The organism is Shewanella sp. A32, from assembly GCF_029167175.1.
Taxonomy (GTDB): Bacteria; Pseudomonadota; Gammaproteobacteria; order Enterobacterales; family Shewanellaceae; genus Shewanella; species Shewanella yunxiaonensis.
On the sequence record NZ_JARFTS010000003.1, the window covers coordinates 197544 to 220095 of the forward strand.

21 protein-coding genes are annotated in these 22552 nt (G+C 49.8%); 10 read left to right on the forward strand and 11 right to left on the reverse strand.

The features are described from left to right. Window position 1: 1 nt before the first annotated feature. Window positions 2–1456, reverse strand: a complete 1455-nt coding sequence (locus tag PY479_RS04210) for a circularly permuted type 2 ATP-grasp protein (protein WP_212594884.1) — start codon at window positions 1454–1456, stop codon at window positions 2–4. A gap of 494 nt (window positions 1457–1950) precedes the next feature. Between PY479_RS04210 and PY479_RS04215 the strand changes: the two genes are divergently transcribed. Genes PY479_RS04215 through PY479_RS04225 form a run of 3 tightly spaced genes read left to right on the forward strand, consistent with a single transcriptional unit; the run spans window position 1951 to window position 5308 of the window. After that, entirely contained in the window at window positions 1951–3444 is a 1494-nt protein-coding gene (locus PY479_RS04215; RefSeq protein WP_275482978.1) for an alpha/beta fold hydrolase, read from the forward strand. Further along, window positions 3441–4175 (forward strand): ATP-binding cassette domain-containing protein, encoded by a 735-nt coding sequence (locus tag PY479_RS04220; protein ID WP_275482979.1) that lies wholly within the window; start codon window positions 3441–3443, stop codon window positions 4173–4175. The genes PY479_RS04215 and PY479_RS04220 overlap by 4 nt, the downstream gene beginning before the upstream one ends. Then, the gene (locus PY479_RS04225; protein ID WP_275483005.1) at window positions 4175–5308 is read left to right on the forward strand and encodes an ABC transporter permease; all 1134 of its coding nucleotides are present in this window, start codon (window positions 4175–4177) and stop codon (window positions 5306–5308) included. Before PY479_RS04220 ends, PY479_RS04225 begins: the two co-directional genes overlap by 1 nt. Window positions 5309–5360: 52 nt before the next feature. Here the strand turns inward: PY479_RS04225 and PY479_RS04230 are convergent, their stop codons facing one another. The 8 genes from PY479_RS04230 to PY479_RS04265 form a co-directional block, all read right to left on the reverse strand. Next, a complete protein-coding gene (locus tag PY479_RS04230; protein WP_275482980.1) occupies window positions 5361–6857 on the reverse strand; it encodes a capsule assembly Wzi family protein in 1497 nt (498 codons plus the stop codon). Further along, window positions 6857–7351 (reverse strand): pantetheine-phosphate adenylyltransferase, encoded by a 495-nt coding sequence (coaD, locus tag PY479_RS04235; protein ID WP_212594888.1) that lies wholly within the window; start codon window positions 7349–7351, stop codon window positions 6857–6859. The genes PY479_RS04230 and coaD overlap by 1 nt, the downstream gene beginning before the upstream one ends. Before the next feature lie 134 nt (window positions 7352–7485). Further along, window positions 7486–8601 (reverse strand): glycosyltransferase, encoded by a 1116-nt coding sequence (locus PY479_RS04240; protein WP_275482981.1) that lies wholly within the window; start codon window positions 8599–8601, stop codon window positions 7486–7488. A gap of 16 nt (window positions 8602–8617) precedes the next feature. Then, window positions 8618–9016, reverse strand: coding sequence for an adenylyltransferase/cytidyltransferase family protein (locus tag PY479_RS04245; protein ID WP_275482982.1), 399 nt, complete (start codon window positions 9014–9016; stop codon window positions 8618–8620). Continuing rightward, window positions 9013–10080, reverse strand: coding sequence for a CDP-glycerol glycerophosphotransferase family protein (locus PY479_RS04250; RefSeq protein ID WP_275482983.1), 1068 nt, complete (start codon window positions 10078–10080; stop codon window positions 9013–9015). The genes PY479_RS04245 and PY479_RS04250 overlap by 4 nt, the downstream gene beginning before the upstream one ends. 25 nt (window positions 10081–10105) lie before the next feature. Further along, complete coding sequence (locus PY479_RS04255) at window positions 10106–11236, reverse strand: glycosyltransferase family 9 protein (RefSeq protein ID WP_275482984.1); 1131 nt, start codon at window positions 11234–11236, stop codon at window positions 10106–10108. Between the two features lie 51 nt (window positions 11237–11287). After that, window positions 11288–12358 carry a hypothetical protein gene (locus tag PY479_RS04260; protein ID WP_275482985.1) on the reverse strand — a complete coding sequence of 357 codons (1071 nt, stop codon included), beginning with the start codon at window positions 12356–12358 and terminating at the stop codon, window positions 11288–11290. Window positions 12359–12376: 18 nt separating this feature from the next. Continuing rightward, window positions 12377–13420, reverse strand: a complete 1044-nt coding sequence (locus PY479_RS04265; protein WP_212594892.1) for a glycosyltransferase family 9 protein — start codon at window positions 13418–13420, stop codon at window positions 12377–12379. A 73-nt stretch (window positions 13421–13493) separates the two neighbouring features. On the opposite strand from PY479_RS04265, the gene PY479_RS04270 reads away from it, so the two are divergent. Further along, on the forward strand, window positions 13494–14225 hold the full coding sequence (locus PY479_RS04270) for a 3-deoxy-D-manno-octulosonic acid kinase (RefSeq protein WP_275483006.1): 732 nt from the start codon (window positions 13494–13496) through the stop codon (window positions 14223–14225). Here the strand turns inward: PY479_RS04270 and waaA are convergent. Next, the gene (gene waaA / locus PY479_RS04275; protein WP_275482986.1) at window positions 14209–15489 is read right to left on the reverse strand and encodes a lipid IV(A) 3-deoxy-D-manno-octulosonic acid transferase; all 1281 of its coding nucleotides are present in this window, start codon (window positions 15487–15489) and stop codon (window positions 14209–14211) included. The two genes, PY479_RS04270 and waaA, sit on opposite strands and share 17 nt — an antisense overlap. Before the next feature lie 95 nt (window positions 15490–15584). On the opposite strand from waaA, the gene PY479_RS04280 reads away from it, so the two are divergent. From PY479_RS04280 to PY479_RS04305, 6 genes are all read left to right on the forward strand, one after another. Continuing rightward, on the forward strand, window positions 15585–16229 hold the full coding sequence (locus PY479_RS04280) for a TetR/AcrR family transcriptional regulator (RefSeq protein ID WP_275482987.1): 645 nt from the start codon (window positions 15585–15587) through the stop codon (window positions 16227–16229). A 215-nt stretch (window positions 16230–16444) separates the two neighbouring features. Next, window positions 16445–17638: a glycine C-acetyltransferase gene (locus tag PY479_RS04285; protein ID WP_275482988.1), complete on the forward strand. Its 1194-nt coding sequence runs from the start codon at window positions 16445–16447 to the stop codon at window positions 17636–17638. A 19-nt stretch (window positions 17639–17657) separates the two neighbouring features. Next, window positions 17658–18683 (forward strand): L-threonine 3-dehydrogenase, encoded by a 1026-nt coding sequence (gene tdh, locus PY479_RS04290; RefSeq protein WP_212596713.1) that lies wholly within the window; start codon window positions 17658–17660, stop codon window positions 18681–18683. Window positions 18684–18763: 80 nt separating this feature from the next. After that, a complete protein-coding gene (glpE, locus tag PY479_RS04295) occupies window positions 18764–19066 on the forward strand; it encodes a thiosulfate sulfurtransferase GlpE (protein WP_212594896.1) in 303 nt (100 codons plus the stop codon). Then, window positions 19066–19896: a rhomboid family intramembrane serine protease GlpG gene (glpG, locus tag PY479_RS04300; RefSeq protein ID WP_275482989.1), complete on the forward strand. Its 831-nt coding sequence runs from the start codon at window positions 19066–19068 to the stop codon at window positions 19894–19896. The genes glpE and glpG overlap by 1 nt, the downstream gene beginning before the upstream one ends. Window positions 19897–20058: 162 nt before the next feature. After that, window positions 20059–21795: a M1 family metallopeptidase gene (locus PY479_RS04305; RefSeq protein WP_275482990.1), complete on the forward strand. Its 1737-nt coding sequence runs from the start codon at window positions 20059–20061 to the stop codon at window positions 21793–21795. Window positions 21796–21857: 62 nt separating this feature from the next. On the opposite strand, the gene elbB is transcribed toward PY479_RS04305, so the two are convergent. Beyond that, window positions 21858–22511 (reverse strand): isoprenoid biosynthesis glyoxalase ElbB, encoded by a 654-nt coding sequence (gene elbB, locus PY479_RS04310; RefSeq protein ID WP_212594899.1) that lies wholly within the window; start codon window positions 22509–22511, stop codon window positions 21858–21860. Window positions 22512–22552 lie beyond the last annotated feature (41 nt).

The window sequence follows — 22552 nt, forward strand, 5'->3', positions numbered from 1 at the left end:
CTCAGTCTCCTTTTGTCTCAACAATCCAAGTGTCTTTACTGCCGCCGCCCTGAGAGGAATTGACGACCAGTGAACCTTTGCGCATCGCTACCCGCGTTAAACCGCCGGTAGTGACATAGGTGTCTTTGCTTTGCAGAATAAATGGCCGCAGATCCAAGTGGCGCGGCTCCAGCACATCTTTGCCGATTAACGTCGGTGCCGTTGACAGTTTGAGTGTCGGCTGTGCGATATAGTTACGCGGATTGGCTTTGATCAGTTCCGCAAAGGTTTGTTGCTCTTTTTTAGTGGAATGCGGGCCCACTAGCATGCCATAGCCACCCGATTCGTTGGCGGGTTTCACCACCAACTTGTCCAGGTTTGCCAGTACATATTCGCGTTCATCATCACGCTCACACAGGAAGGTTTCCACATTGGGCAGAATTGGCTCCTCGTTGAGGTAATAACGGATCAATTCAGGCACATAGGCATAGACCACTTTGTCGTCCGCCACCCCGGCACCTGGCGCATTGGCCAACGCCACATGTCCGGCTTTCCACGCACGCATCAGCCCGGGCACGCCCAAAACGGACTCGGGATTAAAGGCTTCTGGATCAATAAACAGATCATCAATGCGCCGGTAAATTACATCGACCCGTTCCGGCCCATAGATAGTTTTCATGTAGACACAATCATCGCGGTCGACAAACAGATCGGAGCCTTCCACCAGCTCGACGCCCATCTGCTGAGCCAGAAACGCATGTTCGAAATAGGCGGAGTTATAAATGCCTGGCGTCAACACTACGATTTCTGGTCGTGCGACCTTACGAGGCGACAGCGCTGCCAAGGTATCGAACAGCTGTGAAGGATAGGAACCTATCGGTTGGATATCATCGTTTTCGAACAGTTCTGGTAACACCCGCTTGGTGATAGCGCGGTTTTCCAGCATATACGAAACCCCGGACGGCACCCGCAGGTTATCTTCCAAAACATAAAATTTGCCGTCAGCATCACGCACCAAATCAGTACCACAAATGTGCGCCCAGACCCCATACGCCGGCGAGACTCCGACACATTCCGGCCGGAAGTTTTTTGATTCCGTAATGATATGTTCGGGAATGATGCCGTCTTTGATACAGTTTTGATCGTGGTACAGATCATCAATGAAGCGGTTAAGGGCGGTAAGTCGCTGTTTCAAGCCGGCTTCGGTAACCGCCCAATCTTTGGCTTCAATCGTGCGCGGGATAATGTCGAACGGCCAGGCGCGGTCAATATTACCTTCCTCGGTATAGACGGTAAAACTGATGCCCATCTCCTGGATGGTAGCTTCCGCGGTAACTCGTCGTTTTTCCAATTCATCCGCGGAAAGGGAATCTAGGTACTTTAGTAACTGTTTGGCGGGAGGGCGCGGGGTTCCGGTTTGATCGATAAGCTCGTCAAAAAAGCCACCGGAATCATAATTTTTTATAAGTCTATCCATAACAAAATCGCCCCTCGTAATTATTACCGAACACCGCATCATTATGGTGCATTAGTTTAGACGGTGCGGTTTATCAATGCTTTAAAATGGTGCTGACGCTAATTAAATCTTCCTTTTTATAATCAACTAAATAGCATAATTGCGTTGATATATAGTCTGGATAACTATAAGAAATAGCAGATTTTATGCCAGAAGAAACGGGGCAAGATCTGAGTTCGCCATTCAAACGTCGTGCAACAGCTTGCTATAACACCGCTAGGTGGCAGCTTAATACACGTACCGTGGCGCGGATATGCACCGGATTTGTTACCACAGTAGCACCCGCAGCAGTGACTGCAAAGGCGTTAGTTAACATAAAATTTACCTTTGATAATCAAAGGTAAGCACTGTTGTTCCAAAATCTGTGGCACTGTTATCATGACCGACATTCGTTTGGTTGAAATGTGTTGGCCCAACCGATAGACATCGCCACCAATGGCTAAAAGGAAATCAGCATGAAACTGAGTTATGCTCGCTGGCTCGTACCGCTATGGGGCCTGACGATGGTCTATAGCGGCACGGTATCAGCGCAAACCGCCACGGATAAGGTACCAAAACCATCGTCAGACAGCTGTTATGTCAACGGCTTATCTGACCGCTTGCGCTGTGGCAGCGTTGAAGTAGCCGAAAATCCCAACAAGCCCGATGGCCGTAAAATTGCCATTCATTATGTGGTGATCCCGGCGATAAAAAATCTGGCACCACAGGAAGCAGTTTTAGGGATTGCCGGTGGCCCAGGGCAATCGGCGATTGATAATGCCGCAGGATTTGAGCGTATGCTCAGCAAAGTCCACCAGCATCGCGATATTCTGCTGATTGATCAGCGTGGCACAGGCCAATCTAACCCGCTGGCCTGTGACAGTGACAATCTGACCGAGATGCTGGCACATGATGATGAAGCGGTGGATATTGCGGCTGAAACCCGTAAATGTAAACAGCAACTGCAAAGCCACGCCGATATTACCCAGTACGGCAGCGAACAGGCACTGCAAGATTTTGAGACGGTACGCCATCATTTGGGGTATCAGAAATTGCACCTCTATGGGGTGTCGTATGGCACTCGCATGGCACAGCTATATATGCGCGACTATCCGCAGGCGCTCAGTACCGTCACACTAGACGGTGTTGTGCCGATGCAGCAAAGCGTGTTAGCCATCGGCAGTGCCATTGCCAGAGCACAAACACTTGTCATTAGTGATTGTGAACAAGATGCCTTGTGCGGCAAGACGTTCCCCAAACTGCGCCAGGAGTTGCAGGAACTCAGTGAGTCGCTGCACCAATATCCGGTGATGGAAAAGATCCACCATCCGGTGACGGGAGAAACAGCGTTGTTGACTCTGACCCGCGATAAATTGTTGGGGGCGCTACGATTGGCGCTTTATTCACCGTCCATCAGAGCGTTAATTCCGTTTGCCATCCATCAAGCCTATCGCAAAAATTACCAACCCCTGTTGGGATTATTATCATTGCAAAGTGGTGCAATCGATTTAGCCATGGGGATGCATGCAGCGGTGGTCTGTGGCGAAGACTGGCCACGCCTGACCACAGCACAACGCCAACAAGCCGAGCAGAGCGTTGTCGGTAAAGTGATGCTGCAAAGCATTGATAAGAGCTGCCCCATCTGGCAGATCCCGCCGGCGCCAAAAGAGTTTGGCACCCCTATCGCTAGCAATATTCCAACACTGTTACTTTCCGGCGAGAAGGACCCGGCAACACCACCGGCGTGGGCGGAAATGGCGATGACAAAGCTCACTCAAGCCAAACATTTGGTCTCGCCCTATGCAACTCATAATGTGGCGGCACAATCCTGTGCCGGCGACCTAATCGCCAAACTGGTGGAAACCGGTTCGATAAACCAGATTGATGGCAAGTGTCTGAAAAAAGATGTGCGCCGCAGTTTCTACCTAAATGCCAGCACGGTTGAAGCGATGCCGGAGGGCTTGCAATGATCAATGTCAGTAATATCAGCAAACGTATCGGCAACGTACAGGCGCTGGACCAACTGAGCTTCCAGGCGGAGAACGGCATGATTACCGGGCTGCTCGGTCCTAATGGTGCAGGGAAAACTACCTGTTTGCGCACAATTTTCGGCCTACTAAAACCCGATGCAGGCTTTGCCGAAATCGACGGTATTGATGTTGCGAAGCAACCCGTTGCCGCCAAGCAACAATTAGGGTTGTTTCCCGATCCTTTTGGCTTATATGAGCGGCTGACACCAAGGGAATATATCAGCTATTTCGCCCGACTCAGCGGCATGAACAAACGCGCGGCGAGCGCAGCCACCGCCCAGGTGCTGAGTAAACTGCGAATGGAAGATATTGCCGATCGTCGCTGCAAAGGCTTCTCGCAAGGGCAACGAATGAAAACCGCGCTGGCACAAGCCATCGTCCACCAGCCGACCAATATCATCCTTGACGAACCGACCCGCGGACTGGACGTCATGAGCACCCGGGTGTTACGGGAACTGTTGCTGGAGTTGAAGCGGCAAGGTCACTGTGTACTGTTTTCCAGTCATGTGATGCAGGAAGTCGCAGCCTTATGTGACCGGGTTATTGTTATGGCGAACGGCAGAGTGGCTGCCATCGGCAGTCCGCAGCAACTGTGTGAGCAGACGGGGCAATCTTCACTAGAAGAAGCCTTTATTCAACTGATAGGCACAGATGAGGGGATTGCGGCATGATTGCTAAGGTCATTACGTTACTGCGAAAAGAGCTGATAGATGCCAGTCGCGACAAACGCTCGGTGTTAGCCGGACTTTACTATGCGATTGGCACGCCATTATTGATGTGTGGCCTGTTTATCGTGTTGATCAACCAGCTGTCTAGTCCGGATGATCTCCCGGTAAAAATGATCAATGCCGACAAAGCGCCGGACTTGGTGCGTTATTTGGGACAACAAGGCATCAATAACGAAACTGGTAAAAAAGCCGACAAATTAGTGCTGGAAATCAGTGAGGACTACCCGGCTAACATGGCCCGGGGCCAAAGCGCTGAGGTTACCGTTATCGCCGACAATTCTGATGAAAAAATGCAGGAATCTATCCGGCGCTTACAAAAAGCGCTGCAGGCGTATTCGGCAGAGATGGGCAGTCTGCGGCTGATTGCACGCGGGATTGACCCGCGGGTGCTGCAACCGTTGACAGTTGAGCTGCATGACCAGGCCACGCCAGATTCAAAAGGCGGCATGATCCTGGGAATAGCACTGTTTACGATGCTGTATTCGGTATTTATTTCCGGCATGAATCTGGCAATCGATACCAGCGCCGGGGAGCGTGAGCGCAACTCACTCGGACTGTTACTGAGTCATCCGATCACCACCGGACAACTGGTGCTGTCCAAACTATTAGCGGTGACAGTTTTCGCGATGCTGGGACTTGTGCTTATTCTGTTGATTTCGCATTTCGCTTACCCGATGGTGCCGTGGCCGGAATTGGGATTTAGTATCACTATCAGTCCATCGTTTATGGCATTGATGCTGGTGGTCGGTTTGCCGGTGGCCATGTTAGCCGCCAGTTTGCAACTGTTTGTATCCTTTATGGCAAAAACCTTCAAGGAAGCCCAGTCTTACCTGACCATGGTAATGTTCATTCCCTTGGCACTGGCCATGAGCGCCAGCTACAACATTGCCCCGGAAGTATTGAAATGGTTACCCGTTTCCGGGCAGCAACAAGCATTAATGGAAGTCATAAAGGGCAAAGCCATTCCCTGGTTGGAACTGGGTGCCGCTTCAGGGCTAACACTGTTGATAGCGACAATACTGGCGCTGGCACTGACGCGCATGCTACGCAGTGAAAAAGTGATCTTCGGTCTGTGAGCACACAAAAACGCCAGCATACGCTGGCGTTTTTTATCACGAAATAATGGCGTTAGAAACGATACTCGTAGCTACCAAACAGGCTGCTATTGGTGTCATTGCTACGCGTTTCAAACTGCGAACGTGCAGCTGTGCCTCCGAGGGTTACCATGCCATTGAAAGCAGGCATACGATAACTGAGTTCTAACATCAGTAAATCTTCTTTGGGGGACATCGGTACCCAACCGTTATCTCGGTTCTTACCATCATCATTCAGCTTGGCATAACGCAAATATGCCTGGATACCACGGCTATTGGTATATTGGCCAATTAACCCAAGCACATACACTTTCGCATCACTATCGTAAGTAGAACCTAAACTACGGCGATAGTAGCGGGAACCGCTGAGATAGGTGCCGTGTTCATAAAAACAGTTAAACGCATTGGGGTCGGTACCACAGGCCACCAAAGTGTTCGAGTATTCCAGAAACAGTTTGTACTGCTGCTGATTGAAGTTAAAGCGGGTATCAGCACCATATAACTTGGCACAGTCTGCTAACTGCCAAGGGGAAGGGCCACTGGAATCTTCGCAAGTTTTCTCCAAATACAGCCCCACCGGCACACCGAACCAGTTGTCAGCGTAGCGGATATCGTAACCGGCCATCTGGTTCCCTATCTTGCTCTCCAGCGATGGGTCACAAGTCGTAGAACCATCAGAACAAACGGTATTGCCCGAAATCGTATCCCAGAAGGTGCCAAGACCGCAGTCCTGTCCCTGTCCACAGATCTGCGTGGTCCAGGAGAAGCCGATCTCTAATTGACGCAGCGGTCTCAACGTACCGCGGAAATTCCATAACGCAGTGTCCTCAACGGCGCGGTCATCATTTTCCCAGCTGAAGCCAGTAGTCAGAGTCCAGGGACCGATCCAGGACAACCAGGGCGTTTCGAAACCATGGGCATCATTGCGACTCAGCATCAGTGATGGCATAGGTCTGGCATTGGTACTTTTGATGAGATCGGTGTCAAATCCAGGCCCCCACCACTGCGGTACACTCCCCATCGTTACCACCCAGTTGCCCAGAATGGCGGCAAAATAGGAATCATCCAGGCGTAACGCTTTATCATCTTCCGGATCCAACGCACCGGTAACTGACAACTTGTAGGCAAACCGCTGACCGACATAATCATGCGATGCAGTAAGTTCGCCTTTTTCCCGGTAGTCAGAGCCGAAATGCTGAAAACGAGCACTATCAGTTGCCAGCGAAGCTTTGATTTTGCTGTTGCCTTCATTACTGATGGCCTGCTGGTAATAATAATTAACGCGCGCATACGCCTGTTGCTGCGCAGCGGTGAGTTTCTCGGGTTCAACTTTGGCCAAATCAGCCCCAATACCAGCCCACATCAGCGGATAGGTATTCACCGGCACGGTAATCACCCCGGCATCAGCCAGCGACTGAACGTCGGCACGCAGGTAAACATCACTGGTGTCGACCCAAGGCGCGGCGCTCACCAAGGCGCTGCACAGTAACGCGCAAACGCCCAATATCGATTTAAACCACTTATGTTGCATCAATTACTTCCTTGTTTTTTAAATACTTGCACCAGTGCTTTCGCGACTTCAGGATGGACAAACTGGCTGATATCGCCGCCATGTAGCGCCACCTCTTTCACCAATGTCGATGAGATAAAAGAGTTTTCTTCGGATGGTGTTAGAAACACACTCTCCAATCCCGGGAAAAGGCGTCGATTCATGCTGGCCAGCTGAAACTCATATTCAAAGTCAGACACTGCCCGTAACCCGCGCACCAACACGCTCGCCTGTTGCTGTTTGGCAAAATCCACCAGCAATCCACTAAATCCCACCACTTCAACGTTGGGCAGATGCGCCGTCACGGTTTGCAACATATCAACGCGTTGTTGCAGCGAAAATCGTGGCTGTTTCGAGGGATTAGCGGCCACCGCAATGACGAGTGACGGGAACAACGCTGCCGCGCGCTCGATCAGATCGGTATGACCATTGGTGACGGGATCAAACGTTCCGGGATAGATGGCTCTGGTATGCATTGCTCCTCCACTGCACCGAAGATAAATCTCGCGATAACGTTCTGTATCGCTGTTGGTTTATCCGCTCTTTGGTGCGCTATTCTGCCACAACTGTTAGTCTCATGCACAACCATCCGCTGTAGGATGGTTAACAGTTATTCGTCCGCAGTGAGCGCCAGATACTGCTGTACTATGGTGTCCAAATTCACCTTGGAGAGGATCTCCGCATCGGTCACATCTGGCTTGCTATCAAGCAGTTGATCCAGTTTTTTCGCTAATGCCACCGGATCTCGCCGGGGTACCAGCCATTGTGCCAGATTGCCCGTCAAAATCTCTGTTGGTCCGTGAGGACAGGCAGTGCTAATGGCCGGAGTTCCCAAGGCAAGGGCTTCCAGCAGTACATTGCCAAATCCTTCATAATCAGAACTCAGAACCAAAGCGCGGGCATGCTTGATCCACGGAAACGGATTTTGTTGGAAGCCCGCGACAATCACTCGCTGCTGCAATCCAAGTTTAGTTATGGCTTTCTGCGCTTTTTTACGATTACTGCACAACAAGATTAACGGAAGGTTATGTTGCATCTGCTTTAACGCGGCAAACAGTACATCGTGACGTTTCTGCCGCGCAAAACGCCCAACGTGGATCAGATAATCACCTTTGGGCAAATCTTCGGGAATAAGCTCAGCTTGCGCGCGGATCTCCGCCAGCGCAAACGGATTATAAATGGTGGTCACTGAAGCCGGCATGATCCGTGTTGACTGGCGTAACTCGTCAGCGACACCTTCAGACACGGCGATAAGATGCTGACCATTCAGTGCTTTCTGTGCCCGCCACATCTCCAACCAGGCGATAGGCCCGAGTTTACGCTGACGTTTCAACTCCTCGTCCATTGAGTTATGCACCACACAGTACAAGGGCGATACGCCTGTACGTGTCATCAACAAATTGGTCTGATGCAGGTTGGACAGAAACAGATCAAAACGTCCAATGTTCTGCTGTAATTGTGTCAGGAAATTTTTAAGCTTGGCCACGGTGCCGTTGAGGCGCCAAAAACTGTCCAGATTGTGTTCATTGGCACCGAAGCAAAAGTGCAACGGAATATCCACCGGGACTTCATGTTCAACCGCAGGTTCCAACACCAGCAGATGTGGTTCATGTCCCCGGGCTTGCAGTCCCTTTGCCAAGGTCAGCATCACCTTTTCGGCACCGCCGCCGGAAAGCGAATCAATCACAATAGCGATGCGTTTGTGCGAAATTGCTCTTGCAATCAATTCTTTTATTTTCCGATCAGAATTGTTGGCTACGAACCACTTCAATCAGTTCTGTAGTCGAAATAGAGGGGGTCCGCGGTAAATAAATCACGTCACAAATATCCTGAAAATGATCGAATCGTCCGCGCCAGTCATCTCCCATCACCAAACAATCTGCCCTAAATTGTTTAATATAATCAGCTTTTTGTTCCAAAGACTCCTCAATAAACACTTCGTCGACAGCCTTCAACGCGCGGATGATCTTTAATCTGTCTTCTTGACGACAGATCGGAAATCGGTTTTTCTTCTTAAAATTCAGCTGATCAGCTGAAACCCCAACAATCAGATAGTCACCCAAAGCGCGGGCCCGCTCAATAATATTTAGATGGCCGATATGAAACATATCAAAAGTACCGAAAGTAATAATTCGCATCACAGATCCCGAGGATAAAGATAATCAACAATTCGTTGGCTACATCTGCCATCTACTTTGCCGGCGAGCTCTTCAGTATAACGTGATCGAGCCACAGCATATGAACGTGGGTTCTGCAATTGTTGATCAACGACGGCTTTCAGTGTTGAATAGTTTTTCGCATGTGCAGCGATATCAGCATAACGGTACAGATCCGAGTCCATCCTGCGATTAAAACGGAATTTAAATACACCTCGATAGGTCCAGCGCAAATGGTAGAAGTCACACCAAACGACAGGCTTATCCAATGCAGCAAATTCAAATAAGGCAGATGAAGCATCACTCACTAACACATCGGCTGATACCATAAATGGCAATAGATTTGTCTGCGCCACTGGTGCCAGGTAAACGTTATTAAAACCGGACCAATATTCGAGTAGCTTTTTTTGCTTTTGATAATTGGGTTTAGTCAGCGAAAAATAGTGCGGTTTTAACAGGATATTGTATTCACTAAAATCTTTTGGCCAGTCTCGCGCCATATTTTCAATGGTGCTGGGATAAAATGTTGGTGAGTACAACAGAGTTGGCTTTCTAGGATCCAAGCCTACCGCTGCCAGATCAATTCCTGACTCCCGGCGCTGAATAATAGGATCCAATTTGGCGTAACCAGTATCAACGAACTTTTTCTGAGGATAGAGCGCCTGTAATCGTTGTAATCTGTGCTGACCTTCCACAAATCGCACATCAAAATCAGAATCAGAGACCTCATAATAGCAAGCTTTGGGGCCAATCCCATGTTGCATCAATGCAGTTTGACTTACACCCTTTAATTGCGATAGATAATCACAGGAGTTACCGAAGATGATCCAGTCAGCCCCGGCTGTTAAGTAGAAAGCCAGCGCCTGTTTATGATCATTGACCCAGGTGACAGCTAGCTGATAGCGCTCCACTAGAGATTCCGCGACCAGTAATTGCTCTGTATTACGATAGAATACGAAACCAACGTTTTGCTGGCGTTTTTTTAATTCATCCATTACCGGCAAGTATTGAGGTAAGTAATAGGGATGAAGCACATCAAAGTAGACCATTATAGCCCTTAGCTAGTTATTGTTATCACGTCCCAGATTGTGTGGCTGAATCCAAGTGTTTTAGCACATTGTCGCAACTGTCATATACCTCATCGACAGTAATGTCACAAACATACCCTTTTCCTCGATTCGCGAACAGTACTCGGGATGTAGCACTTTGCAACGGTGCCCAATAAGGCTTTTTCTGCCGCATCATTGCCACCAACGGGATATGGGCTTCCGTGGCAAAATGCATGATCGCAGTTTCTACGGTTATTACCAGATGGCATTGAGCAATTAATGCAGGTAATTCATAAAAATGCCCTTTTACCGTAAATAGCGCAATTCGCTGCTGTAATTGTGAGGGCAGGGTCGCTATCTGCTGCTGCATTGAATCAAAATGTTCACTTGTAATATTAATGATATAACGTCCAGGTTGCCGTTGCTCCAGACGTATTATTAATGCAAATAACTGCGATAACTGCCAATCGCGACGATGATTAGTCGATAGGTGATTGAGAAAAAAAAGTGGTCCGTGCTGACCTATGAAATGCACACGAATCCAAGTTTTAGCATCCTCAATAAAGTGCTTGTCGGGCGTAAGTTTCGGGAGGAAATGTGGCTTTTCCAACACTATCCCAAAAATGCTATGCGCCCATTGATAGTAACGATCTGTAATATGATGATCACTGGCAAGTTGGCTGATATCGTGTTCAAACACTGCATCTGCCTGCTGGTAATACCAGAAACCAAACCATTTGGCCCAACGAGATTTACTGACACCACAAACCAAATATGCAGCCGGAGCAATATTTCTCGCAATATCAATGTAATGTCTACCAATAGAACCGGGGATGGTCACAACAATATCGTAAGCCGCTTCAGTTGCAGCGTAGATCTGTCGTTGTTGTTCAGACACCGATGCACAACATCCCCACGCTTTACCGAAGGCAGGCTCAGCTTCAATCCATTGCTGCATAATGTGGCTACGCGCTAACCGCCACACTTGCTTATCGTTGCGATCATCATCCAACCAGATATCGAGTTGCAGATGCGGGTATTGTTGCTTTACCGCTTCCAGAAAGGTTTTGATATACAGAAAGTCGCCTAACGCAAAGGGAGACATGACCAACAGTTTTTGGGCTTTCAGTAGTAATGCCTTGTCGATTACGGCCATTGTGTTATATCACCTCTCGATTCTGGTGCAGGATGGCTGCCCGATATCTATTCAGAGTAAAGCTTCAATTTGGGCGATGGCGGCGTCAAGTCCGTTACTCAACCCTTGTGACGCCATCTGCTGTTTGAGTCGGTTAATCGTCTCAGGTTCCTGCAACTGGCGCGAGGCCTCAACCAAAGCGGCGGCATTAAAATCCGCCTTCAGACACAGCTGCTGTCGTACACAACTATCCACCCTGGCAAACTGATCTTTCGACACCGATACCGCCAATGTCGGGACATGTAACGCCAACGCCTGCAACAAGGTGTCGCCACCTGCGAGTACCGCGCCCTTTGCGGCACTCAGTAGACTGATGAAATCGGTGTTATTGATTGCCGCGATACCGATAACCCCTGGTAACTGAGGCAATGCCTGCGGGTAATTGGGGCCATATACGACGATACAGGTCATACCTGTTTGCTGATACATCGCCGCCGCCGCCTTGGCAAATGCATCAGCCACCAAGATGCCATCAACGCGATGACCTCCGGAACCGGCGTTAAACAGCCAAAAAGCGTCCGACTGCAGTTGGTACTGTTGTAGTAATGCGGTTTGCCGGGCCTCATCAGGTGGACAAAAAACCGGCCCGATCACCAGCGGCTCCGACTTGTGTAATAACCAGAGTTTGAAACGCTCAAGCCAGCTGATATCACCGATAAAGAAGTGTGGTTGCACCACTAAATGACTATCCGTGGCGCAGATACGCTTCCATTTCAGACCACGGCTGCGTTTGCGGCGATGCTGACTAATAAACACCACTTTGGCGCCACAATCCTGAGCATGTTGCAACTGTGTGCGGCGGCCAGAAGCGTCGAAAATCGCCACATCTGGTCGATAATCTGAAATGATACGATTAACCGCAGCAACGCGCTTGGTTGGTGTCTCATCCAATAAGTCAGCCGCATAAGGACAATTCGCGGCATAAGGCGCATCACGATTTAAAATAAAATGGATCTGCGCCTGAGGCCAACGGCTAACGACGGCATCGGCTAATATCAGTGAGCGCATATACTCGCCGATGCCTTCAGCAGAAGACACCGGGATAAATAAAAATTTCAGGTCCTGACGGGACGGCTCTGCCATATATGCTTCCATTGATAATTACAGGTGCTGTTCTGCTATCACCTGATCAAAAACTTCCTGTACTGCCGCAACCGATATGCGTTCCATCAGGTGTTCACCTTTGGCGCGAGTTCCCCAACGTACCGGTTTATCCGGATGTTGCTCCGCAATCACTTGGTCATAGACGCTAACCACATATTGGCGCCATAAATAAGGCCCCGTCCGGCCGGGATTAGAATGAGCATATAAGCCAATCACCGGCGTTCCCTGAGTGACCGCCATATGGGTTGGCCCGGTATCCGGAGCCACCACCAATGATGCCTGACGTAAGATTGCCAGCATCTGAACCAAACTGGTTTTTCCAACGAGGTTGCTGATCTTACACTGACACGCGTTGATGATATCAACGGCCAGTTGCTGTTCCATGGCGGCAGGGCCACCACACAACATGATATTAAACCCCTTTGCCGCGGCATGTTCTGCCAGAGCCGCGTAGCGTTCTGGTAGCCAATTGCGTTCGGCTTTACTGGCAGCCGGGCAGATCACCAACCAGCGCTGCGTGCCCATCTGTTGCTGGGCAAATTCAGTAGCTACAACTGGCACTGGGATCTGCCAGCGCGGCGCTAGATCTGTTACCCCTAACTTGGCAGCAAATCCCATGAAGCCATCTAGTACATGCGGCGTTGCCAATGGCGCCACGTGTTCATTAGTGACTAACCACTGGCCTTCTTTAGCCCGTGCTCGATCAAAACCGATACGCACTTTGGCCGGGATCATCAAAGAGGCAATAGTGGCGCGCAATGCCACCTGCATATGTAGCAGTACGTCAAAACGGCGGCCGTGAAATGCATGTTTGAGTACCCGATAACTTCGCCAACCTTGGGATTTATCAAACACGACAAACTCAATTCCCGGCAAATGTTTAAGCAGCTGATACTCCACCTTACCAATCACCCAAGTGATCGCTAGCGCCGGATATTGCCGCTGGATCGCCTGCACCATGGCAACCGCATGGCAAACATCGCCAATCGCAGATAAACGCAATAAACACAGTGAACGGATTTGGCGGGGATCAAAACTCATCGGAACAAATGCCGGTAATGGGATGCAAGCCCCGGATCTTAATGTAGAATGGCCACAGGTTCCATGCTTACACATTAGATTTCCCATGCAACTGATAAAAACCGCCAACGGTTGTATCGCTACCACGAAGACAACGCCTTCGGATATCACCCCGGAATGGTTCCGCGAAACGTTCTGGCGGCAACGCCAGGCGATCACGGGCTCATCCACCGGCCGTTACATCACCTGGTTTGTGCAATATGACCAGCAACAGTGGGTGCTGCGCCATTACTGGCGTGGCGGTCTAATGGAAAAATTCAGCAAAGATGCCTATCTGTTTACCGGTTCCAACCGCACCCGTGCAGTGGCAGAGCTGGCGCTTCTAGAAAAGCTGTATTTGCAGGGTTTGCCGGTACCCAGACCCGTCGCGGCCAATGTGGAACGCTTTGGTCTGTGGTATCGCGCCGACATTCTGATTGAACGCATTGCGGGAGCGCAGGATTTGGTCGCAATACTCGCTCAAGCCCCCATGCTTGACTCGCAATGGCAACAGCTTGGTGCCCAGATTGCAGAATTTCACCGTTGCGGTGTATACCACGCCGATCTTAACGCCAAGAATATTCTGCTAAGTGGCAACCAGTTCTATCTGATTGATTTTGATCGTGGCAGTGAAAAAATTCCTTCGAAAAACTGGCAGCAAGCGAATCTGGACAGATTGTTGCGCTCGTTCAATAAAGAACAAGGCAAGCAGCCAGCACTGGCATTTAATGCGCAATGCTGGCAATGGTTAATGGCAGGATATAACCGCGTTAACCCGCTGGCTTGATTGTCGCCAACTGTTGCAGTACCAATGAGGTTTGACGCTGCAACGCGCCTTTGTTAGCCGCGACCACAGATAAACTGGCACGGCTGGCATGTTGCCAACGAGCAGGTTCCGCCCATAACGGCTGTATTGCGGCGGCCAGTTGTGATGCATTTTCGACAAGCTGCATCGCGCCTGCGGCCACCAGCATTTCACTGATCTCTTTAAAATCCCAATGATTGGGCCCTTCAAATACTGGTAATCCTAACGCGGCGGGCTCCAGTGGATTATGACCACCATTATTGATCAGCGTGCCGCCGATGAACGCAATATCAGCACAACTGTACAAAGCCAATAATTCCCCCATGGTATCGCCCAGCAGCACTTGGGTATCCGCCGCGAGGTCGCGACTGACACTGCGACGCACAAAACGTAAACCACTGCGTTGGATCGTTTCCGCGGCATTATCAAATTGTTCGGGATGGCGCGGCACCATGATCAGCAAAGCATCTGGCGATTGTTGCAATAACAACTTATGACACGCCAGCATCGCCGCAAATTCTCCCGGGTGCACACTGCCAGCAATCCACACCGGTGACGACTGTCGGCCCCATAGCTGGCGTTGCGCCCGCGCACTGGCGAGCTTGCTTTCATCCAATTGCAGATCAAATTTAAGGCTGCCGCAGACATGCAGTTTATTCAGCGCCACCCCTAAGTCCGCAAAGCGTTGTGCTTCCACCGCCGTTTGCACCGCGATATTGTCGAGCGACTGCAACATCGGCCCGCTGAGTTTTCGCCACTTATGGTAGTTCGCTGCTGACTTAGCGGATAAGCGGGCATTGGCTAGTAGCAGTTTGGCACCTTGCTTTTTGGCTTGTTGCAATAGATTTGGCCACAGTTCGGTTTCCATAATAATCAACAGTTGTGGTTGCAGATGCTTTAGAAAACGCCGCACACACCACGGCAGATCAAATGGCAGATATTGATGTTGCACACTGTCGCCTAAGGCTTTCAATACTTCCCGAGAACCGGTTGGACTGGTAGTGGTCACCATGAGGGTCAAATCAGGTCGTTGTTGTTGTATCGCTCTGATCAGCGGTAATGCCGCCAACGTCTCGCCCATAGAAACGCTGTGGATCAGCACATCACACTGGCGAATTTTTCCCAGACCAAAACGCTCACCCCAACGTCCCCGATAATCGGCGCTTTTTATGGCCCGGACTACCAGATATAGCAGTAGCAAGGGCGTGAGCAGGTATAACAATATAGAGTAATAACGCAGATTCATCAGGCAATTATCAAAAGGTTCAACCACAATAAGGAGAATGTTAACATAGTCGCTGGGGCTGCAATAACCAGGACGTGTGTTTACCAAGGAACACTATGAAAACTCGTGACCGAATCATCCAGGCTAGCCTGCAGTTATTCAACGAAAATGGCGAGCGCAGTACTACCACTAACCATATTGCCGCCCACCTCGGCATGAGCCCAGGCAATCTCTATTACCACTTCCGTAATAAAGAAGACATCATTCGCAGCATTTTTACCCTGTACGAAACCCACCTGGAATCAGCCTTTCAGCCTTATGATCAACAGCAGCTCAATGTGGAGTTGCTGATAAGTTACTTCGATGCAATTTTCTACACCATGTGGCAATTCCGGTTTATGTACGCCAATCTGGTGGATATCCTCGGTCGGGATGAGCTGCTAAAGCAACGGTATCTGAAGGTACAAGTCCGCGTACAAGCCCACGCCACCAAGTTGTTAACCCAATTATGTCACGATGGCTTTCTGAGTATCGACGCGGACAAAATCGCCAAACTGGCGGACACAATCCGTATGATAGTGAGCTTCTGGATCAGTTATCAGCTGACACAATCTGACAGCACCGGGATCACCAAGGCGGCATTGTACGAAGGTGTTCTGCGCGTACTGATGATCTTTCGTGGTTATGCCACTGCCAGCTCAACAGAAACATTTATCCGTCTCGAACACCACTATGCGGGGCTGGCCAAGAAACCGCTGTAACACTGCAAAACTGGCAATAACCCATTACACTTGCAGCGAATACTCGTGAGACTGGGCATAACAACGTCCTCAGATTTTTTGATGAAAATCAGGAGTCTGACTGAATATGGCTAATGCCACGCCAGCACAGCGAAAAATCACTGTAGAGCGGTTTGCTTTAGGGTTAAAATGCCGCCACTCCACGAGTCAGAATAACCAAATCAAGGAGACTTCAGGTGGCATCTTCCTCTTTCTACGCCCAAATTCAGCAACAACTGGCTGACACTAAAGCCGAAGGTCTGTACAAAAATGAGCGGGTGATTGTCTCCCCGCAGCAAACCGCAATTCGCGTTGGTGAGCACGAAGTGATCAACTTCTGCGCCAACAACTATCTGGGGTTAGCCAACCATCCTCAGTTGATCAAAGCAGCCCAACAAGGCATGGAAGAGCATGGCTTCGGCATGGCTTCCGTGCGTTTTATCTGCGGGACCCAAGACATTCATAAACAGTTGGAAGCCAAAATTTCCGCGTTTCTGGGCATGGAAGATACCATCCTTTACTCTTCTTGCTTTGATGCGAACGGCGGTTTGTTTGAAACGCTGTTAGGCGCTGAAGATGCAATTATCTCTGATGCGTTGAACCATGCCTCCATCATTGATGGTGTGCGTCTGTGTAAAGCCATGCGCTTCCGTTACGCCAACAATGATATGGCCGATCTGGAGCAGCAACTTCAAGCCGCCAAAGCCGCCAATGCTCGCCATATTCTGATCGCCACTGACGGTGTGTTCTCAATGGACGGGGTAATCGCCAACCTGAAAGGCATCTGTGACTTAGCCGATAAGTACGGGGCACTGGTAATGGTCGATGACTCTCATGCCGTCGGCTTTATTGGCGCGCATGGCCGCGGCACTCACGAATACTGCGGTGTGATGGGCAGAGTTGATATCATCACTGGCACACTCGGCAAAGCACTTGGCGGGGCCTCCGGTGGCTACACTGCCGCCAAAAAAGAAGTGATTGACTGGTTACGCCAACGTTCACGCCCTTACCTGTTTTCCAATTCTCTGGCCCCGGCAATCGTTAGCGCCTCAATCAAGGTGCTGGAACTGCTAGAGAATGGCGATGATCTGCGTAACGCCGTTTGGGAAAACAGTCGCTATTTCCGTGAAAAAATGACCGCCGCAGGCTTTACGCTGGCAGGCGCTGACCACGCCATCATTCCAGTGATGTTAGGCGATGCTAAACTGGCCAGCGATTTTGCTGACGCCCTGCTTAAGGAAAATATTTACGTTATTGGTTTCTCATTCCCGGTAGTTCCGAAGGACCAGGCACGCATCCGAACCCAAATGTCGGCCGCGCATACCAAAGCACAACTGGATAAAGCCATTGAAGCCTTTACCCGCATCGGTAAACAGCTGGGCGTTATCTGATAATTTTCAGGAAAATATGATGAAAGCTCTCAGTAAACTCAAACCCGAACAGGGTATCTGGATGGTCGATGTGGCGGAACCGACAATGGGGCCCAACGACCTGCTGATCAAAATCCGCAAAACTGCCATCTGCGGCACGGATGTCCATATCTACAACTGGGATGAATGGTCACAAAAAACCATTCCGGTTCCCATGGTAGTCGGTCATGAGTATGTCGGTGAAGTGGTTGGTGTCGGTGACGAAGTGCGTGGTTTTAAAATTGGTGACCGGGTGTCTGGCGAAGGTCACATCACCTGTGGTCACTGCCGCAATTGTCGCGCCGGTCGGACCCACCTGTGCCGTAATACATTTGGTGTCGGCGTCAACCGAGAAGGTTGCTTTGCCGAATATCTGGTGATCCCAGCATTTAACGCCTTCAGAATTCCGGATGATATCAGCGATGAGCTGGCATCTATTTTTGACCCCTTTGGTAATGCGGTACATACCGCGCTGTCATTTGATTTAGTTGGTGAAGACGTACTGATCACCGGTGCCGGTCCTATCGGCATTATGGCGGTCGCTATCTGTAAACACGTAGGGGCTCGTCATGTGGTTATCACTGATGTAAATGACTACCGTCTGGAACTGGCCCGTAAAATGGGGGCAACTCGTGCGGTAAACGTCGCCAAACAGGATCTGAAGCAGGTAATGCAAGAGCTGAAGATGACGGAAGGCTTTGACGTGGGATTGGAGATGTCCGGGGTGCCATCAGCGTTCCATGCCATGCTCGACACGATGAACCACGGCGGCAAAATCGCCATGCTCGGTATTCCTGGCGGCCAGATGGCCATTGACTGGAGCAAAGTGATCTTCAAGGGCTTGGTGATCAAAGGGATCTACGGTCGCGAAATGTTTGAAACCTGGTATAAAATGGCCAGTCTGATCCAATCGGGTCTGGACATTTCGCCAGTGATCACGCACCGCTTTGCCATTGATGACTTCCAACAAGGGTTTGATGCCATGCGTTCAGGACAGTCTGGCAAAGTGATCCTTAACTGGGACTAATCTTTTGACAGGGCACTGTACTGAAGCAGTGCCCTGATGCAAAATGTGGAATATCTCTCACTTATAACTTCAGGTCGTACATGAGTGCTTTCCAAATAATCTCTGCCACCAAATTAAAACAGATGCAGCAACAGGCAGATGTGCAAATCGTCGACATCCGCGATGCTGGCAGTTTTGAAAAAGGCCACATTCCCGGTGCTATCCGGCTTGGTAATGACAATCTGGCAACGTTTATGGCACAGGCCGATATGGAAAAGCCCTTGGTTGTCGTTTGCTATCACGGCATCAGCAGCCAAAGTGCTGCCGAATATTTGCATCAGCAAGGTTTTGATGATGTTTATAGTCTGGAAGGTGGTTTTGCTGCCTGGCCTTGGTACGACTAATGATAGAAATTGGCCGACTTCCAAATGAACGCGCAGCATTGGCGCTGATTGACTATCTGCGCGGACAGGGCATTGAATGCCAGTTAGTTCATCTGGAACGAGGTGTTGCCATCTGTGTTGAACAACCACAACACGCCGAGGCCGCCCGCAAAGCCTTTTTCGATTTCATCCACAACCCCGGTGATAATAAATATCGCCAAGCCTCCTGGGAACACGGTGACAACCGTCAGGCTCCGGACTACGGCGCGCCTTCACTCCAGCTATTCAGTCAATTTATTACCGGTGCAGGACCCATAACACTGCTGGTAATGTTTTCCTGCATTGTTATCTTCGCCATTATGAATCTCGGCGGAGATGAAACAGTATTCAATGCCCTCGGCTTTTTTGGCAGTTCGGCTAATGCCACCCCCGCACAAGTCTGGCGGTTGTTTACCCCGAGTCTGTTACATTTTTCAGCTTTGCACATCGTATTTAATCTGATGTGGTGGTGGGTGCTGGGGGGCCGCATTGAAACGCGCATTGGCAGTGCGCCGTTATTATTACTGTTGTTGGTGGCCGGAACATTACCCAACCTGGTGCAATATTTTGTTTCGGGCCCTGATTTTGGGGGACTTTCCGGCGTGGTCTATGGACTCTTGGGATATTGCTGGTTGATGGGACGCTTAAAACCGGCTGCCGGGATCACCGTACAACCGGCAGTGGTTGGGTTTATGCTGTTATGGCTCGCATTTGGCTTTACCGGAATGTTTGGTCTGAATATTGCCAACGGTGCCCATTTGGCTGGATTAGCCGTCGGGATGGCGCAAGGTTGGCTGGACAGTCGTAAGTAATCTCATCTCAGCCTGTTGTATTCACTTACAAATTTTGTTGTCACACAACCCCTTATCTTTGCTGGGTTTGTGCATCCCAGTGTCAACATCTGCGCATCATGCTCTTGGTAAACCACCTATTACTGGGTAATGTTAAGACTTTGTTTCTGACCGATTAGTCGTATGAAAAATCTCATTTGCCTATTAGCGCTGTTGACCATGGGCTGTGCCCAACATGCTGAGAAGCCACTTAAAAACGCACTTAGTGCCATTACTAAAGAATCTGGCGGCATCATGCCCGCTGGACAGAAAGCATTACACTTCACCAAAGCGGAATTACACTGGCAAGTGTTTCCCGACAGCCAGCGGATTAGTGGTCATGCGGTATTAACCTTTACAGCCAAAGCGGCAATATCCGCGATGTCCGTCGACCTTGATCCCAAACTCACCATTAGCCAGATACGAGTTAATCAGCAAGCCCTCCCCAACCGCGAATGGCACAACCCTGATGGGCGGCTGCAGATCCGGTTGCCACAGCCAGTCACGCAGGGAAGCACCTTTAGCGTCACTATCGATTACGCCGGTAAACCCCATGTCGCCAAGCATGCGCCATGGGATGGCGGTTTTGTCTGGGCCAAAACCGCTGATGGTCAACCTTGGATTGGCACAGCAGTTGAAGGTGAAGGATGTGACCTGTTCTGGCCTTGTATTGATCAACCTACCGGCGAACCCGAAACGGCTGAGTTATTTATCACCGTGCCAGCACCGCTGGTCGCGCCGTCAAATGGCATATTCAAAGGCATGACTGAAACAGACGGCTGGCGCACTTATCATTGGCTGGTTACACAACCCAATACTTATGCCATTGCCCTTAATATTGCCCCGTATGAAAAGCTGGAAGCCACCTATCACAGTCGCTTCGGTAACAGTTATCCAATGGATTTTTGGTATCTTAAAGGTGAAGAAAAGCAAGCCCGAGAGCTCTTTGCAGAATTTCCGCAGCAGCTGGACTTTTTCGAACAGATGATAGGGCCTTATCCCTTTAGTAACGAAAAAATGGGCGTGGTGCACACGCCATATCTCGGCATGGAACATCAAACAATCAATGCTTATGGTAACGGTTATGCCAAAAACATTTTTGGTTATGATGGTCTACTGCAGCATGAATTGGCCCATGAGTGGTTCGGTAATCAGGTCACCAATAAAAATTGGGATGACTTCTGGATCCATGAAGGTTTTGGGACCTACATGCAACCTCTTTATGCACAATATCTGTGGGGCGATATGGCCTATGATGCGCAGTTGTATCAGATCCGCGCCAAGATAACCAACAAGGCACCGGTCGTATCGGGTCAGTCACAAACCGAAGAATCGGTTTACGATCCGGAACGCGGCCCAGGACAAGATATCTACAACAAAGGCGCTTTAGTGTTACACACGCTGCGACACTATCTGGGAGACGACAAGTTTTTCCAGGCGGTTCGTGAATTAGTCTATGGTACCGCTGAACCACAGCCAGGAAAATTTAAGCCGCGTTATAGCAGCACCCGGGAATTCATTGATATCGTCACACGGATCAGTGGTAGTGACATGCACTGGTTTTTTGATAATTATCTTTATCAGGCACAACTGCCGGCATTGGCCGTGACGCGTCACGGGGCCGAATTACAACTGCAATGGCTGCGCACTAAATCAGCATTTCCGATGCCGGTGGAAGTCGCGGTGGACGGAAAACTCTATACCGTTGCCATGCCAGGAGGTCAGGGAAGTCTTAACGTCGGTTCCGCCACACGGATTCAAGCAGATCCGCACCAGTTCATCCTGAAAGATCAGCCGCATTTTGCGATTTATCAGGCGTGGCAACAGACCAAGAAAGACCAGGCGAAAACGCAAAAGAAATCCGCAACAAAAACCAATTAAGGCGAATTGGCTAAGCCCAAGGAAAGCCGTTCTGTAGGAACGGCTTTTTATCGATGTAGGGGTTATGCTAACTCCAGCACTTTCGCCACCAGCTTTTCAATGCCTGAATTGGCTTCAGCGATTGATCCAGCCAGCATATAGGCGGGAGTACTGACAATTTTGCGCGCACTATCGACAACAATATCCGTCACCGGCGTATTTACATGCTCGCCGCCCATCGCACAAAAAGCACTGGCAGTGGCAGCATCATTACCAATGGTGCCCTTAGCCCCTTTATCATAAAGTTTAGGGATCATTACCGGGGCAATACAGATAAACCCAACCACCTTATTTGCAGCGATAAATTGTTGAATAAAGTCGCTCACTTCCGGCGCAACTTCCGTGGCAGCGCCAGCCACCGCAAAATTGCATAAATTTTTAGCCGCGCCGAAGCCGCCTGGGATCACCAAGCCATCAAACTCTGATACCTGCAATGCCGTCGTCGGCAATATATCACCACGGGCAATACGAGCGGCCTCTACCAACACATTACGCTGTTCACCAGCAGCAACATTCCCCGTCAGGTGATTCACCACGTGCAGCTGTGAAATATCCGGCGCAAAACATTGGTATTGGGCTCCGGCTTTTGACAACGCCAGTAACGTCAGTACCGCCTCATGAATTTCACTACCATCAAATACACCACAACCACTCAACAGTACCGCGATTTTTTTCATTAAAAATTCCCTCTTATGTCATTTATGTTTAATAAAAGGTT

What these genes read in the sequence shown, in the direction of transcription:
- tdh (WP_212596713.1), top strand. Translation starts at nt 17,658, where the DNA reads ATGAAAGCTCTCAGTAAACTCAAACCCGAACAGGGTATCTGGATGGTC.
- PY479_RS04215 (WP_275482978.1), top strand. Translation starts at nt 1,951, where the DNA reads ATGAAACTGAGTTATGCTCGCTGGCTCGTACCGCTATGGGGCCTGACG.
- PY479_RS04250 (WP_275482983.1), bottom strand. Translation starts at nt 10,080, where the DNA reads ATGGTCTACTTTGATGTGCTTCATCCCTATTACTTACCTCAATACTTG.
- PY479_RS04220 (WP_275482979.1), top strand. Translation starts at nt 3,441, where the DNA reads ATGATCAATGTCAGTAATATCAGCAAACGTATCGGCAACGTACAGGCG.
- PY479_RS04280 (WP_275482987.1), top strand. Translation starts at nt 15,585, where the DNA reads ATGAAAACTCGTGACCGAATCATCCAGGCTAGCCTGCAGTTATTCAAC.
- PY479_RS04230 (WP_275482980.1), bottom strand. Translation starts at nt 6,857, where the DNA reads ATGCAACATAAGTGGTTTAAATCGATATTGGGCGTTTGCGCGTTACTG.
- glpG (WP_275482989.1), top strand. Translation starts at nt 19,066, where the DNA reads ATGATAGAAATTGGCCGACTTCCAAATGAACGCGCAGCATTGGCGCTG.
- PY479_RS04255 (WP_275482984.1), bottom strand. Translation starts at nt 11,236, where the DNA reads ATGGCCGTAATCGACAAGGCATTACTACTGAAAGCCCAAAAACTGTTG.
- PY479_RS04210 (WP_212594884.1), bottom strand. Translation starts at nt 1,456, where the DNA reads ATGGATAGACTTATAAAAAATTATGATTCCGGTGGCTTTTTTGACGAG.
- PY479_RS04265 (WP_212594892.1), bottom strand. Translation starts at nt 13,420, where the DNA reads ATGAGTTTTGATCCCCGCCAAATCCGTTCACTGTGTTTATTGCGTTTA.
- waaA (WP_275482986.1), bottom strand. Translation starts at nt 15,489, where the DNA reads ATGAATCTGCGTTATTACTCTATATTGTTATACCTGCTCACGCCCTTG.
- elbB (WP_212594899.1), bottom strand. Translation starts at nt 22,511, where the DNA reads ATGAAAAAAATCGCGGTACTGTTGAGTGGTTGTGGTGTATTTGATGGT.
- PY479_RS04305 (WP_275482990.1), top strand. Translation starts at nt 20,059, where the DNA reads ATGAAAAATCTCATTTGCCTATTAGCGCTGTTGACCATGGGCTGTGCC.
- coaD (WP_212594888.1), bottom strand. Translation starts at nt 7,351, where the DNA reads ATGCATACCAGAGCCATCTATCCCGGAACGTTTGATCCCGTCACCAAT.
- glpE (WP_212594896.1), top strand. Translation starts at nt 18,764, where the DNA reads ATGAGTGCTTTCCAAATAATCTCTGCCACCAAATTAAAACAGATGCAG.
- PY479_RS04260 (WP_275482985.1), bottom strand. Translation starts at nt 12,358, where the DNA reads ATGGCAGAGCCGTCCCGTCAGGACCTGAAATTTTTATTTATCCCGGTG.